This window comes from Lysinibacillus sp. UBA5994 (assembly GCF_002429725.1).
Taxonomy (GTDB): Bacteria; Bacillota; Bacilli; order Bacillales_A; family Planococcaceae; genus Lysinibacillus; species Lysinibacillus capsici.
In genome coordinates this window covers 103783-121276 of record NZ_DJAU01000022.1, presented here as the reverse complement: position 1 = coordinate 121276, position 17494 = coordinate 103783, and the positions used below count along the sequence as shown (strand labels likewise).

Below are 17494 nucleotides of genomic sequence, written 5' to 3'. Positions count from 1 at the left end.
TTTTTTCCAATTTTTTCTTAAAAATAGAATAAAAAAGTAGTGACCAGCATGAATTGCTGTATCACTACCTGCATTATTGCCCGTATTGTTCAAGTAATCGTTGCGTGTTGGTCGATTGTTCGAGTACCTTTTTCTCTTTTGCCCAATAAACCAAATATTGTGCATCATCCACACGAAAAACCATTTGCTGTAACTCTTCATCAAGTTCAGAACTAATAGCCACTTTTAATATTTCTACCTCATAAAGAGGCTTATCCTTCATTTTATAAACGATATGATATACAGGCTTTTCTTCAAAAATAGTTCTTTCCTTTTTGGAAAGCTTCCTTACATGACTTAAAGGATATTTCTCAATAAAGTCTTGTGCTTCATCGCCTGTAGCATGAAATAGTGATTGATCTCCTTGGAATAATTCAATGTCGTCAATTTCTGTGGCATGATCTAGAACAAGTGAAATAGCTTCATCTTCACTTTTTTCTCTGTTTTGCATAATAAAAGCACCGACTAATAAAATACCAGTGAATATAACAAGTCTCCATCTGCGTTTCGTCATTTGCTCTTACCCATTCAAGGCCTTTTTAACAAAGCGATTTATATCAACATCAGCGCCTATAACAAGCATAATATCTCCTAATAAAATCTTGTCACTCGCCTGTGGAGATACGATAATATCAGCCCCACGCTTAATTCCTACAATATTGATGCCATATTTAGCGCGAATATCTAAATCCATAATGGAATAGCCAGCAATCGCATCATTAGCCTTTAATTCCATAATGGAGTGTTCATCTGATAGCTCTAAATAATCTAGAACAGTATTCGACAACATATTATTAGCAATACGAATACCCATATCTCGCTCAGGATGGACGACAAAATCTGCGCCAATTTTACGTAAAACCTTTTCATGGTAATCGTTTTGAGCTTTTACTGTAATTTGCTCAACACCAATTTCCTTTAAAATGATTGTTGTTAATATACTTGCTTGAATATCTTCCCCAATTGCTACAATCACGTGCTCAAAATTACGAATACCTAATGAATTCAACACCGATTCATCGGTTGAATCTGCAATAACAGCTTGTGTAGCAATGGAAGCAAACTCATCTACACGCTCTGAAGAATGATCAATTGCCATTACCTGTGCGCCCTGACTCATTAATTCACGAACAATACTGCCTCCAAAACGTCCAAGCCCTATGACTGCAAACTCTTTTTTCATCATAAAAATCCCTCCGAAAACTACTATACCACCATTGTAGCCTATTCTCTGCGATATGTATTGTCAAAACAAGAGCCAATTCGTCAATGGTGGACAACAAAAAAGACGAGGACCTTAATCCCCGTCTTCAACATATCGTTATTATTCAGCGTTACGCATCTCATCTAGCACGCGGTTTACACGCTTTTCTAGCATTTTCATACCACTACCACCAGCTTGCATATGACGCAGCAGACCATCTTTATCGAACACAAAATACGCTGGAACATATTGGTTTTCAAAAGCATCTGTTAGCTTCATTTCACTATCTACAAAGATTGGTTGCACAATATCATGCTCTGCTGCTACTGCTTTAATTGTGTCTAAATCAGTATCTGCCTCAGAACGTGGCATATGTACTGCTACTACGTTTAATTCATCTTTATATTGATCGCGGAAATTGTTCACATCTGGCATTGCTTCTTTACATAAATGACAGCTTACTGACCAGAAGTGGATTAATGTTGGTTTTTTGCCTACTAATTCTGCTTTAGTTACTTCACCATTTAACCAAGTCGTTGCGCCAACTAATTCAGGCATTTGTTCACGAAGTTTCATAAAAATCCTCCTCTAAAAGATCGTTTGTCTTCAAATATTTAGATAACGGTATAAAAACTCTTTCCCAAAACAAAAATTCAGTTAAAAGTCCCCACAAGCTTGTCGTGGGGACTTTTAATTTTTCGCATAATGATTCGACTCTATTTAGATTATAGAGTTGCTTGGCCTGGACGCCAGTTAGCTGGGCAAAGACCACCAGTTTGTAGTGCTTGAAGTACACGTAGTGTTTCATCAACATCACGGCCGATGTTGTTATCAAACACTGTTTGGTATTTTAATTCGCCTTCTGGGTTGATGATGAATAAACCACGTAATGCGATACCTTCTTCTTCAATTAATACACCATATTCTTTAGATACTTGATGGTTTGTATCAGCAGCTAATGGGTATTTTAATTCACCAAGACCATTTTGCGTACGGTCTGTGTTAATCCATGCTAAGTGTGTGTGGATTGTGTCAGTAGAAACACCGATTACTTCTGCATCTAAGTCTTCGAACTCGTCATAACGATCGCTCATTGCAGTGATTTCAGTTGGACATACAAATGTAAAGTCCATTGGATAGAAGAAAAGAACTGTCCATTTATCTTGTGCTTTAATATCTTCTAATGATACTTTACCAAACGATTTGTCTGAAAGTACTGCTTCCATTGTAAAGTCAGGTGCTTGTTTACCTACCATGCGTTCTGCCATAATAAATCCCTCCGAATAAATATGTAGTTTATATATTCCATTCGCACTAGCGAACTCGTCTTCTACGATAGCAGAGTAACCGCAGTTTTTCAAACAAGTAAACTCCGCCCGTTTGGATGATTAAAATGGATTGACAAAAATTCGTCAAATCCATAACTGGAATTATTGCTATTGTTTATCTACAAGCTATTTTTGACAATAATATTCTACTCTATTCAAAATTTTTCTCACTTTCATTTATACCCTATTTTTTAACTTTTTACAGCTATTTTTTTCACGAAAAACGATTGCAAATTTTTTATTATTATGTATAATTGTAATGGTTTTAGTAAACTAAAAGTTTCGTTAAAGTAAACTTCATATTTCGAAAGTTTATCATTGCTAAACTTCTCTTAGGAGGGAAAAGATGCAAATAGGAGCAAAAATTAAAGCGCTTCGTTTAAAAAAAGGTCTTACCCAAGAGGAACTTGGAGAACGTACAGATTTAAGCAAAGGTTATATTTCCCAATTAGAACGTGATCTAAACTCACCTTCAATTGAAACATTATTTTCAATATTAGAAGTATTAGGGTCAAGACCCAAAGACTTTTTTGATGATGAATCACCTGAACAGAAGGTTGTTTATACAGAGGAAGACCAATCTACCTATACAGATGAAGAAAAAAAATATGAAATTCAATGGCTGATTCCTACTTCGAATGAAAAAGAGATGGAACCCATTTTCTTAACCTTTGCAGCAGATGGCGAGTTTAAACAGTTTGAGCCTTCGCTTTCTGAAACATTTATTTATGTTGTTAAAGGGCGTATTCGTCTCGTTTTAGGGAATGAACAGTATATCGCAAGTGAAGGTAACGCACTTTATTATGACGCGACAGACCATCATCAGATTTTTAATGCACATGATGATGAAACAAAAATTTTACTTGTCGCAACAGATTCTTATTTATAGCTTAAGGAGGCGCATCCATGACAACCAATTCAATTATCCGCTTTGAAAATGTTTCAAAGTCATATAGCGACGGTACCGTCGTTTTAAAAAATATCAATTTGGAGCTTGAAAAAGGGAAATTTTATACACTCCTTGGTCCATCAGGTTGTGGTAAAACAACCATTTTACGAATTATTGCAGGATTTACGGAACCTACAACAGGAAATGTATTTTTCCATGATAAAAAGATTAATGCAGTTCCTGCCAATGAACGTCAAGTTAATACTGTTTTTCAGGATTATGCGCTGTTCCCTCATTTAAATGTGTTTGAAAATGTCGCATTTGGCCTACGTATTAAAAAGCTTCCTGAAAAGGACATAAAAGAGCGTGTAGCTGAAGCCTTAAAGTTTGTCAATTTGGCAGGCTATGGTAACCGCGAAATATCTGAAATGTCTGGTGGACAACGACAACGAGTCGCGATTGCACGTGCCATTGTCAATGACCCTGAAGTAATTTTACTGGATGAGCCACTTTCAGCTTTAGACTTAAAGCTACGTACAGAAATGCAATATGAGCTACGTGAATTACAGCAACGTCTTGGTAAAACATTTGTCTTTGTTACACATGATCAAGAAGAAGCACTTGCCATGAGTGATGAAATTTTTGTCTTAAGTGAAGGACAAATTCAGCAGTCAGGTACACCAGTGGATATTTATGATGAACCGATTAACCGCTTTGTTGCTGACTTTATTGGTGAATCCAATATTGTACCCGGCGTGATGATTGAGGATTTCAAGGTTGAATTTGCTGGCAAAGTTTTTGAATGTGTCGACCAAGGGATGAAGCCAAATGAAAAAATAGACATTGTCATTCGACCAGAAGATTTAGAAATGACAACGATTGATAAAGGCAAACTTGTGGTAAAAGTGGATACACAATTATTCCGAGGGGTACATTATGAATTATCCACATACGATAAAGATGGTAATGAGTGGCTAGTCCATTCATTGAAGAAAGCAGAAGTAGGGACTGAGATTGGCTTAGACTTTGATCCTGAGGCGATTCACGTAATGCGCTTAAACGAAACAGAGGAAGAGTTTGATAAACGATTAGAATCGTATGGAGACGATGAAGATGCAAACTAAAACATCAAAATCAGCGTTATTTCCATATGTGTTATGGATTGCCTTTTTCGTTATCGCGCCAATTGCACTCGTTGTCTATTATTCCCTGCTTGATTTACATGGCAACTTTACGCTCGATAACTATAAAGCGTTCTTTTCTTCTGTTTACTTAAAGATGACTTTGAGCTCGTTTTGGTATGCATTTTTAATTACATTCTTTACACTATTAATTTCATACCCAACTGCTTATTTTTTAACGAAGACAAAGCATAAACAACTTTGGCTTCTACTTATTATTATTCCTTCATGGATTAATCTTTTGTTAAAAACATATGCCTTTATCGGCATCTTTGGGTTATACGGGCCTATTAATGCATTTATCGAAGTATTTGGCTTCGATCCAAAGCAAATGCTCTTTACCGATATTAGCTTTGTCTTTGTATCGGTCTATATTTTTATTCCATTTATGATTTTACCGATCTTCAATTCTTTAGATCGTTTAAACCCAACGCTCATTTATGCAGCACGGGATTTGGGTGCTTCGGCTTTTACAACCTTCCGTCGTGTTGTTTTACCATTGACAATGGATGGCGTTAAATCTGGTATTCAAGTTGTCTTTATCCCTGCCCTATCTCTGTTCATGATTACTCGCTTAATTGCAGGGAACCGTGTCATTACTCTAGGCACAGCGATTGAACAGCAATTCCTTGTGACGCAAAACTGGGGTATGGGCTCCACTATTGCTGTATTCTTAATTTTATTCATGGTGATTATCATGCTAATTACGGGACAAAAGGATAAAGGAGGTCGCGTACGATGAACAAACTATCTGCTTCAGCCAAAGTCTATTTAACAATTGTTTTTATCGTTCTCTATGCTCCAATTTTCTATTTAATCTTTTACTCGTTTAATAGTGGCGGCTCCATGAATAATTTTGAATCCTTTACTTTGGAGCATTATCAAGCTGTTTTTGAAGATTCGCGTCTTCTTGTTATATTAATAAATACGGTCATCGTGGCATTACTTTCTGCTCTCATTTCTACTATTATTGGTACGCTAGGAGCAATTGGAATTGTGACGGTTAAGGATTCTAAAATGCGTAATACTTTATTATCCTTAAACAATGTCTTAATCGTCAGCCCAGACGTAATTATCGGGGCTAGCTTCTTAATTTTATTTACAATGGTAGGCATTAAACTGGGCTTTGCATCTGTTTTATTAGCCCATGTTGCATTTAGTGTACCGATTGTTGTATTAATGGTTTTACCAAAACTACTAGAAATGAATAACTCATTAATCGATGCAGCATTAGATTTAGGGGCAACGAAAAAGGACGTTATGATGCGTGTCATTCTTCCTTATATTCAGCCAGGTATTTTTGCAGGCTTCTTCCTTGCCCTTACGTATTCATTAGATGATTTTGCCGTGACATTCTTTGTAACAGGTAATGGCTTTAGTACTTTATCCGTAGAAATTTATTCAATGGCCCGCGCAGGAATTTCTCTAACGGTGAATGCAATTTCTGGATTAGTATTCTTTGTTACGGTTTTAGTTGTTGTTGGTTATTATTTCATGACAAGTCGTACGAGTAAAAGAATGGAGGGGCATCGATGAAGTCACTAATTCAAGCTACCATCGCCATCCTTGTCGTTTCAGCCCTTTTATTCTATGCGGCTGATGCCTTAAGTGCGGGAGGCGGTAAAAGTGGAAAAGACACGTTAACCATCTTTAACTGGGGAGAATATATTGATCCTGATTTGTTAAAAGAATTTGAAAAAGAAACAGGCATTCATGTCATCTATGAAACATTCGATTCCAATGAAGCTATGATGACAAAGATTCAGCAAGGCGGAACAGCTTACGATATTGCTGTCCCTTCTGAATATATGATTGAGAAGATGAAGGAAGAAAAATTATTAATTCCTTTAGATAAAACGAAAATCCCTAATTTAAAAAATATTGACCCTTACTTTTTAGATTTACCATTCGATGCTAACAATAAATATTCTGTCCCTTATTTTTGGGGAACAGTAGGTATTGTCTACAATCCAAGCCTTGTTGGAGACTTAGACTTCTCCTCTTGGGGCGATTTATGGGACCCTTCTTTAAAGCGAAAAGTCTTTTTAGTAGATGGTGCGCGTGAAGTCATTGGGATGGGCTTAAACAGTCTTGGCTATTCTCTGAATTCACTAGATGATCAGGAACTTCGTGAAGCTACTGACAAATTAATTACACTTGCACCAAATGTTAAAGCGATCATTGGAGATGAAATTACACCGTTAATGATCAATAATGAGGCAACTGTTGCCCTTACATGGTCTGGCCAAGCAGCTGATATGATGTATGAAAATGAAGAGTTAGACTTTGCTGTACCTGAGGAAGGCTCAAACTTATGGTTTGATAATATGGTCATCCCAAAAACATCAAAAAATATTGATGGTGCCCACGCCTTTATTAACTTCATGCTAAGTGCTGAATCAGGTGCTCAAAATGCTGATTTTGTAGGCTATTCTACTCCTAATATTGCCGCTATGGACTTAATGGACGAAGAAGTTGTTTCTGACGAACGCTACTATCCTTCTGAAGAACAACGCGATACATTAGAGGTCTACAAAAATTTAGGACCTGATTATTTAGGGAAATACAACGAATTATTTTTAGAATTTAAAATGAGTATCAGATAATTAAACTAGCGAATTGGTTTTCACACCAATTCGCTAGTTTTTTACTTTGCTTATCTAACTGTTTATTAAACTAAGAACATTTTCAATCACTATTTGCATTATTATATTTATAAAATATTTTATCTAAATTTTAATAGATTCTCACATTAGTGTATTTTTGATAGTCCATAACTTCTAACGCTCAACATCGCTACAATTTATAGCCATGCTTTATACCATTACAGACAGACTCTCCAAATTTTTAATTCTCCCTTTATAAGAGAAGTCCCTCAATTGTTGTTGCTTTACTAATTTATCCTCCCATAGCTTCTTTTCCCTCAACTTTTATGACTAAAATGTATTATTTCATCATGCATAGGTGCGTGGATAAAAACTTTTGTGGAAAACCATTCTAAATATAGAACCAGTACTATAATCTTAACTATTAGCCAAGCAATAATTCTTTATGATAGACTGTACTATATTTGATTACAAAAAGGGGGTTCATTCGATGACCCAGCAGAAGTCCAATAAGGCGGCTTTGTATATTTTAATGTTTAATATGTTTATCGCAATGGGGAGTATTGGCATTATTATTCCTGTCATGCCAGAGTATTTAAAAATATTTGGTGCAGCAGGACAAGTTCTAGGTATGCTAATCGCAACGTTCGCCTTAGCTCAATTCGTATTTTCTCCTATTGCTGGGAATCTTTCAGATCAGTACGGACGAAAAAATTTAATTATTTTCGGTCTTATCGTAACAGGTCTTGCACAAATCGGATTTGGCCTTGCTACAGATGTATGGATGCTCTTTTTAGCACGATTTTTAGGTGGTCTAGGTTCCGCATTTGTTGCACCTCCTATTATGGCTTTTGTCGCTGACGTCACAACCTATGAAGAACGTGGGAAAGGTATGGGGATGTTGGGTGCCGCTATGTCTCTTGGCTTTATGATTGGACCAGGTATTGGTGGCTTTTTAGCAAAGGTAAGCTTACATTTCCCATTTTTCACAGCTGGAGCTGCAGCCATTGTAGCATCTATTTTATCTTACTTTTTATTACCTTCTACCAAACCAAACACTGCTCAACAGAAACAAAAGCAAGACAATCTGGCGAAGCAAATGGCTCGTTCCATACATATGCCTTATTTTGTTATGCTCATAATTATGCTGGTGTTCTCGTTTGGAATTGCAAATTTCCAAACGACATTGTCATTATTTGTGACAGAAAAGTTTAATTACACACCTGTAGATATAGCGATTATATTAGTTGTTGGTGGTGCTTTTGGAGTAGTAGTACAAATGTTTATTATTACACCACTGTTCAATCGTTATGGTGAAATGAAAGTAGTACTAGTAAATTTATTTATTGCATCCGTTGCTATTTTCTTAATATTATTTGTTTCTGGCTTTGCCCTTATTTTAGTTGTAGCAACAATTTTCTCTACAGCAACGACATTAATTCGTCCAGCTGTTAATACACTCATCTCAAAGCTTGCAGAGAAAGAGCAGGGATTTGCTGCGGGCTTGAATAATGCCTATATGAGCCTCGGAAATATGATTGGACCCGCTTTGGCAGGTTTATTATTTGACTGGAATATGAATAGCCCATATATTTTCGGTTCTATCATATTATTAGCCTGTTTCTTCCTTGCGCTCATCTGGACAGTGAAAAAAGCACCTCATTTAATGCATCCCGATACAAAATAGTCTGAAAAATCATTGACTATTTTTAGCAGTATGTTACATTATTGTTGATTCACAAAATTGAATGATTTTAACCACTAGGGGAGTCTTTTAAAGGCTGAGACGTATATGGTAATATACGGACCCTTTGAACCTGATCTAGTTCACACTAGCGGAGGGAAGTGGCGCTACTTGCTGTTGTCACTATATACACGCAAGGCCGCTTCCTATTGTTTAAAGGGGGTGGCCTTTTTATTTTTCCTCACGAACTTTACCAAAAGGAGTGAACTTTATGTCAATTCGTAAATTAACAGTCATGGCTTTATTAGTAGCCGTTGCTGTTGCAGGCTCTACTTTCGTATCCATCCCAACAGGAATCGCACGTGCTTACCCAGTTCAGCATGCTATTAATGTGATAGGAGCCATTATACTTGGACCCGTACCAACAGTTATAGTTGCCTTTGTCACTGCCATCATTCGTATCCTTACTGGAACAGGCTCTCTACTAGCTATCCCTGGTAGTATCATCGGTGCGTTCTGTGCTGCCCTTGCCTATAAATATAGCAATAAAATGTGGTTAGCTGGTATCGGAGAAGTTATCGGAACGGGCATTCTGGCTTCACTTATTGCCGTCCCTTATGCAAAATTATTCATGGGAACATCTGTAGCAGCATTCTTCTTCCTACCAGCCTTTTTAACATCAAGTACGATCGGTGCTATTTTAGGTGTAATGGTTGCAAGTAGCTTGCGTAAAACAGAGCTAGTAAAGAGGTTTAATTCTTCTCTTTATTGAGAGAGATTGAATTATGAGCATTCATTGAGCTGGGGTAGTCCAATTTGGATCGCTTTTCTTCTCATTTACCCTCTTTACAAAGGGGATAACTCTCTATTTCAAGGAATATAAAAAGCAGTGCAAAACTATTCGAATTTGCACTGCTTCCTCTATTTTAAGATCGTTTTTTCATGCCTTTTAACAACTGTGCTACATTCGTGTCTTCTGGTATAGTTTTTTCCTCAACCAGCGGCTCTTTTTTCTTCGCATTCGTTAGGAAATTCCAACCAAAACGTCTTATCGTAATATCAATAAAGAAAAGAAGCATACTTGCTAAGAGTAGCCATGTGGCAATATTTTGCCGATCTGCTCCTTTTGTCGTAAAGTCACGGAAGACATCTTGTGGTTCCTTTAAAACAGTGCCTCCTGTTCGTTGAGTTAACTCTTCTATCAGTTGGTTATTTACAGGGAGTAGTTCGTATTCAGCACTATAAGGAACACTTAGCCCTGCCTGATAAATGGCCTGCTTTTCATCTGCTATACGGAAGAAAATTAATCCAGGTTCAGCTTGTACTACAGCTCGAACTTGAGATGCGGAAATGGTTTCAAGTTGTGTTTCTAGCTCCTCCCCTGCTTCATTTACCGCTACAATATCTAAAAATGCGGCTTCATTTGTAGGGTCTGTAATCATAAAGGAACCATCTGCTTCCAATCTTACATCATAGGCTACATCATTGTAGCTTGGTAGCATTTGAGAAATAAGTGTTTGCCAAAATGCTCCCCAATTCTGCCATCTTGCCCAATCTCCTGTCCATTTACCCGTTGAATCAGATGTAAAGGCAAATGTTTTACCAAGACCATATTGCCACTGCGCTAACACAGGATCTTCTTTCTCGCTTTTTGCTACAACAGTAGCCCCCTGTTTTGCCGTTGTCCCAATATATGCATTCATTTGTGGGACACCATTAGCAAACAGTGAGTTCCATCCTGCTGCATTATAAATTGCCGGATAGAATGGATTGTCCTCAATATAGGTGCGGGAAATCATAGCTGTTTCTCGAGATAAAATAGAAGGAATGGTTTGCTCATCTATCACATCATAGAAACGTCCACTGCCCATGTCACTAAGCGCTTCTAATAAGTTCGCATCGGCATCTTGTCCAATCGCTACTGTCGATAAGGTTATACCCTCTTCTTTCCCTTCACCAATTAAATCCTCATAGTTCCCTGCCTGTGACTGCCCATCTGTTAAGAGGATAATATGCTTACGTTGGAGCTTTAAATCAGCAAGGTTCTCGTAGGCTTTAGCTAATGAACTATAGATTTCTGTTCCCCCACCAGGTGTTACTGATAAAATAGTATCCACAGCCTCTTCTTTACTGTTAAGAGGCCCTGTCTCTATAATCTCCCAAGGACGATCATCAAAGGCGATGAATCCTAATGTATCCTCGTCTCGCAACATCTCAACAGAACGTGCCGCTGCTTCCTTAGCAAGCTCAAGCTTCGAGCCTTGCATACTGCCAGAACGGTCAAGTACAATCACTAATCCTAAGGAAGGTAATTGCTCTTTGCCCTTAATTTCCATTTCCACTGGCAATAAGGTTTCAATCGGTGTTTTAAAATAGCCACCTAGACCAAAACTATTTTCTCCACCCACCATTGTAAAACCAACTCCAAAGTTTTTGACTGCTTGCTCAATAACACTCATTTTTGCTTCACCCACTAAATGACCTGGTACATTGTCGAAGATGATAGCATTATATTGCAAATAGCTGGATAGTTCATTTGGTAAACTTTTAGGTGCTACAACATCATAGGCAATGGATTGACTACCAAGTGCTGCTGCGATGGGTGAAGCTGTTTCATAACCATTAACGATTAATAAATGTGGTTCACTTTGAACCATTGTGACACTAGTTAACTTATTGTTTTCAAAAATGGCATCCTGACCAACTTGAACAACGGCTTCATATTTTACAAGTCCTTCAGCTGTTGCTGCATGTTTATAGGTAAACACATTCGTGCCTTCAGTCAGCTCCACTGCCTCTCGATGAATAAGCTCATCATTTTCATATAGTAATAGCTCGCCTTGGCCTGCTGATGTTGCAAGTATGTCAGTCACTAATTGTTGTTGCTCTCCAACGTAAGCAACTTGAGGGGATACAAAGCTTTTTAGTGATACATCATTGACAACTGGTTGACTAAAAGGCTTAATATCCACACTAATATTAGAGCCTTTCAACTTCGTAGCAAATTCTAAAGCATCGCCCTTTGTCTCATTACCATCTGTTAGTAGCACAAGACGAGTTGCTTTTTTAGGATCTATAATCCCTGAAGCAAGCTGTAGACTTTGTTCTATATTTGTTTGATCGGTAGCTTTAATTTCAGTTAGTTTCGGTACTTCCTTTAATGTTTTAGATAAAATAGCTTCTGTTTGTAAAGTAGAGGAAAATGAATAAATGCCCGCAAGCTGCGGTTCTTTTTTTGATTGGAGGCTCTCCTGTATAAACTGAACCATCTCATCTTCCGTACCATTCATAGAAGCAGAACGGTCTACTAAATAAATAATTTGTTCTTCTTTGATTGGTAATAATAGATATGGACCTGCGAGTGCAAAAACTAAACAGCCTGCTGCCACTATGCGAATAGTAAGTACAACAATATGACTTCTTTTAAGTCGCTGTCGCTCATGAAAGTATGTCCATCCAAAATACAAGAATAATGGAAGGAGTAACAACAATACTAACGGCATATCAATTCGTAAATCCACGACGTCGTTGCACCTCCCACTCTGAAACAAGCAATAGTAAAATAATTACAATTAGCCAAGGCACGAAAGAGGTCATCGACACTTCTTCCTTTCCATTGTCTGAAATATCACCTAATGTAAAACTTGTTCCTTGTTCAATGACACGTTCTTGTGCTTGCAATTGTACAATCAATTGTTTTTCCTCATTATTTGAGCGTACCATATAAATGCCTGGCTGTTTGGGCGCAGTTAGCATCCCCTTCGTAACAGACGAAAGAAACTCGTCTTCTTGCGAATAAACATTCCAGTCTCCTTGCGCTAAAGCAACTGCACGTTGTTCATTGGGTGAAAAAATCCCAAGTGACCCAACTGATTCTGTTAGCTGCTGCTCTGTACTCCATAGAAATAGTGGGAATGATGGATGTAAAGGCCAATCTGTATCAGCAATATCGGCTAAAACAACGATATCTCCTTTTGGGGAGCGTTGGATGAACGGCTCTTCTCCAACAGAAGCAATCGTTTCATAGTCCGCAAAACCAGGATAAACAGCACTAACATAAACATCCTTTAGTTCACTAAAGGCAAATAATGCATCACTGCTAGTGCTTACCGTCCCATTCGCATCTACTTTTTCTGCATCATCACGACCAAATAATACGAGGGGATTGTCCATCTTTTCCAATAACGCTGATTGGTTTGTGATTATGGTAGCATCTTGATTGTCAGCGACTTGCAAGGAAGGGACGATTTTTACGCCACTACTAACTGTTTGAAAACCTTTTTGTATCAGTTGATGTAAGCCTTGATCAACAATAATTTTTGACGTAGTCGTTTGTAGTAAAACTGTTTGTTGATTGTCTATGTCATAATCATCTTTTGCATCAATAATAGCTGTCATGGATTTTGCTAAAGGCAAATCTTTAAATGTTTTCGTAATGGCTTCATTTGGAGGCACAACGACACTTTCTGCTACCAGCTCCTCACCCTCTGCATTATTCAATGCGAGCGTTACCTTTTGCTCGGTATTTGTATCATTATGGAGTTGTACAAGTGCCAGCGTAGCTTGCCCATCTGTCGTAGCAGCAAAGCGGGTGATAGCGATATTTGTTAAGTCTTTTGTAGCACCTCTTACTAGCCATTTCACAGAATCCTTGTCCATCGGTAATTGCTTTTTATCAAGTGTATCTGTAAAAACATAGATAGAAGTCGGTGTGTCGCCCACAAATGCCTGTGCTACATCCAGCGCCTTATTCATTTCAGCAGTTTCATAGGTTACTTGTAAATCTTGAATAGCTTTTTTTATTTCACTCGTGTTTGTTTCTTGCTGTAAAACAGCTTTTGGTGCAGCACCAGTTGTAATTAATGTGACAGGTCGACCATTCAATTCATTCATCAAGTTCAGCATTTCCTGTTTATGAGCGTCAAAGGTTGATTGCTCTTTACCTGCCAGCATTGTGGCTGAAGTATCTATAATAAATATGGTTTGTGCACCAACAATGGTTGATTTTTTTATATAAGGATTCATCAATGCCAAAACAAGTAGCAGTAAAGCAAGAAGCTGTAAATATAGTAGGGCATTTTTTTGTAAATGCTTTAAATAAGGCGATACTCGCGTTTCCTGCATAATCTCCGACCAAAAAAGCGTCGAAGAAACTGTTTGATCTGTATATTTTTTTCGAAAGAAATAATAAAGTAGGACAATGACCGGGATGATGGCCGTCCAGCTAAATATAATTTGACTAAAGCCCAATACGGCTCACCTCACCTAATCCAATGTGCTTTTAATAATTGCTGGAAAATCGCATGTTGCAATCCATCTTCCACTTTCAATTGTAATTTTCGAACACCAAAGCGACGGCAAATGGCTTCAAATTCTTCTTCATGTAGTATGCGTCTTGCATGGTAGGACTCTAATACTTTAGAGGACATCGTCACATTCACATCATTACCTGTTTCACGATCAAGGAGACGTACATCACCCGAATAATTTGGTGACAGTTCTTCTTGCGTTACAATTTGCAAAATGCGAACATCTCCAGCATAGCGTGGTATCCTTTTTAATAGCTGTTCCCATTCCTCAATTGGCTCTAATCCATCTGTAACAATGAATAATACGGTACTATCTTTAGGTAAAGCTTTAAGTGCATCCTTGGCAAAACGATTAGAGTAATTAGCTTCCTCTATATCTGTTACTAGCTGTAAAAAAGCTCGGCGATACATGGTACCCTTCCGTCGAAATGGTGGCTTCACTTCATCTTGGACAAAAGAAAAGGATAGACGATCATCTCGACCTAATACCATCAGACCGAGGGAGGCCACAATTTGACGAGCAAATAACCACTTAGCATGTTGCCCCATTGATTTGGTAGCATCTAGTAGAATATGTACACGCATCTCTTGCTCATCTAAAAACCTTTTAATAAAGTATTTATCTGTACGAGCAAAGACGTTCCAATCCACTTGGCGTACATCATCTCCTAAATGGTATTCTCGAAAATCCGAGAAATCAAGGGATGCCCCGAAGCGTTGAGAACGGTGCGAGCCCTTATGTTGCCCGCGTAGTTTGGAGGCCGTCGCTACTTGAAAGCGACTGATTTTCGCTAACCAGTCTTCGGGCAATAAGTATTTTGCTGTCACTTGCTAATACCTTGCTGAACTTTTTCTAAAATAACATCAATCACATCGTCTGCTGTTTTTCCTGAAGCCTCCCCTTCATAATTCAACAGCATGCGATGACGTAAAACAGGCTTAGCAACAGATTTAATATCCGCTACAGAAACATGAAAACGACCATTCATTAAAGCTCTTGCCTTTGCCAATTTGATTAAGCTCTGCAAACCACGTGGACCACTGCCATACATTGCATATTGTCTAACCTCATCAAGCGCATCTGTTCTCTCAGGATGCGTAGCCACTACTAGATCAGTTGCATACTCTAGCATTTCATCAGCAACCATCACTTCCTTTACCATTTGCTGAGCTTGAATAAGAGCATCCGTATCCATCTGTTTCTGTAAACCAATTTCCTGGGCACCTGTCGTTCGCTTCATAATTTCCATAAGTTCGCTTTTTTCTGGATAGGGTACAAGAATTTTACAAAGGAAACGGTCCATCTGTGCTTCTGGTAATGGGTATGTTCCTTCCATTTCAATAGGGTTTTGAGTTGCCAGCACGAAAAATGGTCTCGCCATTTTTTTTGTATCCCCTAATATGGTTACCGTTTTTTCTCCCATTGCTTCCAACAAGGCACTTTGGGTTTTGGGTGTTGCGCGATTTATCTCATCAGCCAATACCATTTGACTAAAGATTGGCCCAGGTTGAAAGGTAAATTGCTGCTTCCCATCGGGTGTACGTTCAATCATGCTCGTACCTGTTATATCTGCTGGCATAAGATCTGGTGTAAATTGAATACGTGAAAACGACAGATCCAGTACCTCTGAAATGGTACGAATTAACATCGTTTTTCCTAAACCAGGTAAACCTTCTAACAATGCATGACCATCCGCTAATACTGCATACAGGGTATAATCAATTGCTTCTTCCTGTCCAACAATGAAGCGATGGATTTCTTCTTTAACTTGTTGTAATTTCGTACTCATATCTACATACTGTTGCTCTGTAAAGGCCATTTCTTTTCCTCCTACTGCGACTCAATTGACGTGAAATAAGATTGCACGACATTTTGTAAATCCTTCGGTAATTGTAAGCGCTCTGAACTCTCTAAATAGCTGTCTTTATAAGAGCCAATTACTTCTTCATAAGGTCGAATAGAACCTTTTGTTATCGGACCATTTCCTTGTTGCTCAGATACATGGGAACCATCTCCTAATGCGCCACCATCTACTGATGTCTCACTTGCCCCACCTATTCGATTCGGTGTCGTTAGCAAATTCCGACCGCCTTGGCCACTTCCTGCTCCTTGACCACCTTGTCCCTGACCTTGACCTTGACCTTGGCCCTGTCCTTGTCCCTGTCCTTGTCCCTGTCCTTGGCCTTGGCCTTGTCCCTGTCCTTGGCCTTGGCCTTGTCCCTGTCCTTGACCATTGCTCTGGCTACTACCATTTTGCTGTTGAGAACCACTTTGAGCATTATTTTGACTAGACTGGCTTTGTTGATTACTAGGTTGGGAATTACCAGATGACTGTTGACTGTTTTGATTGTGGCTGCTGGCATTATTGGCACTCGCAATTGCATTTTGTAAGGAGTTACTTGCTGGTTTACCAAGTTTACTCATAGCAGTTTGTGTGGCATTTGCATTTTCTGTGAGCCCTTGCTGCATTTGGGCAAGCTCTTTTAGCTGCTCAACCTCTTCCTTCGATAATCCTTGGCCTTCTGTTGTGCCATCTTGACTAGCCGTTAGTTTATCCTTTAATTGCTGCTCCTTTAATGCTAGCTCCTTTTGCTTTTTGACAACTTCTCGTAAAGCTTCTTCTGCTGTTTCAGCCTCTTTTAAAGTATTTTGAAGTTCTTGCAATTGCTCCTTTACTTCTTTTGTTTCCGCCTTCTTCTCTAATTCAGCAACTTCCTTCTTCATATCTTCGATAACTGCTTGCTCCTTTTCAACCTCTATTGCTTCAATTTGCGTAGCTGCTGGGAACATATAAAGAATGGCTAGTACAACTGTTGTAATAAATAAACCGATAAACGCCTTTGGACGAAATAGATTTTTCTTTCGAGCCTTAAAGTCTGCGAAAGCTTTTTCAGCATTTTGGATAGCTTTCGATAATAATGATTGAACAAGAGGATCCTGATCATCTTTAAATGATAAAGCTGTCACTAATTCATTATGTGAGAAATAATGATCCAGTTTATGCAATGCCTCTTTCTCTTTGACCCGTTTCCACCAAATATAAGCAATGGTTGAAATAATAACGGTAATAAAGGCTCCTAACGCTATTTGGCGATAATATGGCCAGACAAATAGTCGGGAAATAAGTACGAGAGAAGCACTCGAAAGCAATGCCAAAAACAAACCGTATTGTGCAATGGGAATGCTTCTTTCAAGAGTTAATCTCGATTTTGCACGCTGAATATATTTTCGTAATTGCTTACGACGCTCCATA

The 17494-nt window shown here is 38.4% G+C and carries 16 protein-coding genes and 1 riboswitch; of the genes, 7 read left to right on the top strand and 9 right to left on the bottom strand.

Features of this window, described 5'->3' with window-relative positions; translation table 11 throughout:
• Positions 1–73 precede the first annotated feature (73 nt).
• From B3D98_RS06405 to B3D98_RS06390, 4 genes are all read right to left on the bottom strand, one after another.
• Complete coding sequence (locus B3D98_RS06405; RefSeq protein WP_054549820.1) at positions 74–553, bottom strand: hypothetical protein; 480 nt, start codon at positions 551–553, stop codon at positions 74–76.
• Between the two features lie 6 nt (positions 554–559).
• The gene (locus B3D98_RS06400) at positions 560–1222 is read right to left on the bottom strand and encodes a potassium channel family protein (protein WP_004224679.1); all 663 of its coding nucleotides are present in this window, start codon (positions 1220–1222) and stop codon (positions 560–562) included.
• 141 nt (positions 1223–1363) lie between these two features.
• On the bottom strand, positions 1364–1819 hold the full coding sequence (locus B3D98_RS06395; RefSeq protein ID WP_288581843.1) for a TlpA family protein disulfide reductase: 456 nt from the start codon (positions 1817–1819) through the stop codon (positions 1364–1366).
• 149 nt (positions 1820–1968) lie between these two features.
• Positions 1969–2511, bottom strand: coding sequence for a peroxiredoxin (locus B3D98_RS06390; RefSeq protein ID WP_004224676.1), 543 nt, complete (start codon positions 2509–2511; stop codon positions 1969–1971).
• A 406-nt stretch (positions 2512–2917) separates the two neighbouring features.
• Here B3D98_RS06390 and B3D98_RS06385 point away from each other — a divergent pair, with 406 nt between their 5' ends.
• The 7 genes from B3D98_RS06385 to thiW all read left to right on the top strand — a co-directional run bounded on the left by B3D98_RS06385 (position 2918) and on the right by thiW (position 9703).
• Positions 2918–3460, top strand: a complete 543-nt coding sequence (locus tag B3D98_RS06385) for a helix-turn-helix domain-containing protein (protein WP_004224674.1) — start codon at positions 2918–2920, stop codon at positions 3458–3460.
• A 17-nt stretch (positions 3461–3477) separates the two neighbouring features.
• Positions 3478–4584, top strand: a complete 1107-nt coding sequence (locus B3D98_RS06380; protein WP_054549819.1) for an ABC transporter ATP-binding protein — start codon at positions 3478–3480, stop codon at positions 4582–4584.
• Positions 4574–5383: an ABC transporter permease gene (locus tag B3D98_RS06375; RefSeq protein WP_048391965.1), complete on the top strand. Its 810-nt coding sequence runs from the start codon at positions 4574–4576 to the stop codon at positions 5381–5383. Before B3D98_RS06380 ends, B3D98_RS06375 begins: the two co-directional genes overlap by 11 nt.
• Complete coding sequence (locus B3D98_RS06370; RefSeq protein WP_048391966.1) at positions 5380–6177, top strand: ABC transporter permease; 798 nt, start codon at positions 5380–5382, stop codon at positions 6175–6177. The genes B3D98_RS06375 and B3D98_RS06370 overlap by 4 nt, the downstream gene beginning before the upstream one ends.
• A complete protein-coding gene (locus B3D98_RS06365; protein ID WP_288581833.1) occupies positions 6174–7247 on the top strand; it encodes an ABC transporter substrate-binding protein in 1074 nt (357 codons plus the stop codon). The genes B3D98_RS06370 and B3D98_RS06365 overlap by 4 nt, the downstream gene beginning before the upstream one ends.
• Positions 7248–7737: 490 nt before the next feature.
• Complete coding sequence (locus B3D98_RS06360) at positions 7738–8934, top strand: MFS transporter (protein WP_048391968.1); 1197 nt, start codon at positions 7738–7740, stop codon at positions 8932–8934.
• Positions 8935–9000: 66 nt separating this feature from the next.
• A riboswitch (TPP riboswitch) is annotated at positions 9001–9108 on the top strand.
• A gap of 94 nt (positions 9109–9202) precedes the next feature.
• Positions 9203–9703 (top strand): energy coupling factor transporter S component ThiW, encoded by a 501-nt coding sequence (thiW, locus tag B3D98_RS06355; protein WP_054549817.1) that lies wholly within the window; start codon positions 9203–9205, stop codon positions 9701–9703.
• 154 nt (positions 9704–9857) lie between these two features.
• Here the strand turns inward: thiW and B3D98_RS06350 are convergent, their stop codons facing one another.
• The 5 genes from B3D98_RS06350 to B3D98_RS06330 are packed head-to-tail and all read right to left on the bottom strand — an operon-like array spanning position 9858 to position 17493.
• Entirely contained in the window at positions 9858–12452 is a 2595-nt protein-coding gene (locus B3D98_RS06350) for a VWA domain-containing protein (RefSeq protein ID WP_279494037.1), read from the bottom strand.
• On the bottom strand, positions 12436–14181 hold the full coding sequence (locus tag B3D98_RS06345; RefSeq protein WP_288581826.1) for a vWA domain-containing protein: 1746 nt from the start codon (positions 14179–14181) through the stop codon (positions 12436–12438). The genes B3D98_RS06350 and B3D98_RS06345 overlap by 17 nt, the downstream gene beginning before the upstream one ends.
• Before the next feature lie 11 nt (positions 14182–14192).
• The gene (locus tag B3D98_RS06340) at positions 14193–15068 is read right to left on the bottom strand and encodes a DUF58 domain-containing protein (RefSeq protein ID WP_048391972.1); all 876 of its coding nucleotides are present in this window, start codon (positions 15066–15068) and stop codon (positions 14193–14195) included.
• Positions 15065–16060 (bottom strand): AAA family ATPase, encoded by a 996-nt coding sequence (locus tag B3D98_RS06335; RefSeq protein WP_288581824.1) that lies wholly within the window; start codon positions 16058–16060, stop codon positions 15065–15067. Before B3D98_RS06335 ends, B3D98_RS06340 begins: the two co-directional genes overlap by 4 nt.
• An 11-nt stretch (positions 16061–16071) precedes the next feature.
• Positions 16072–17493 carry a hypothetical protein gene (locus B3D98_RS06330; RefSeq protein WP_288581821.1) on the bottom strand — a complete coding sequence of 474 codons (1422 nt, stop codon included), beginning with the start codon at positions 17491–17493 and terminating at the stop codon, positions 16072–16074.
• Between the last annotated feature and the right edge of the window lies 1 nt (position 17494).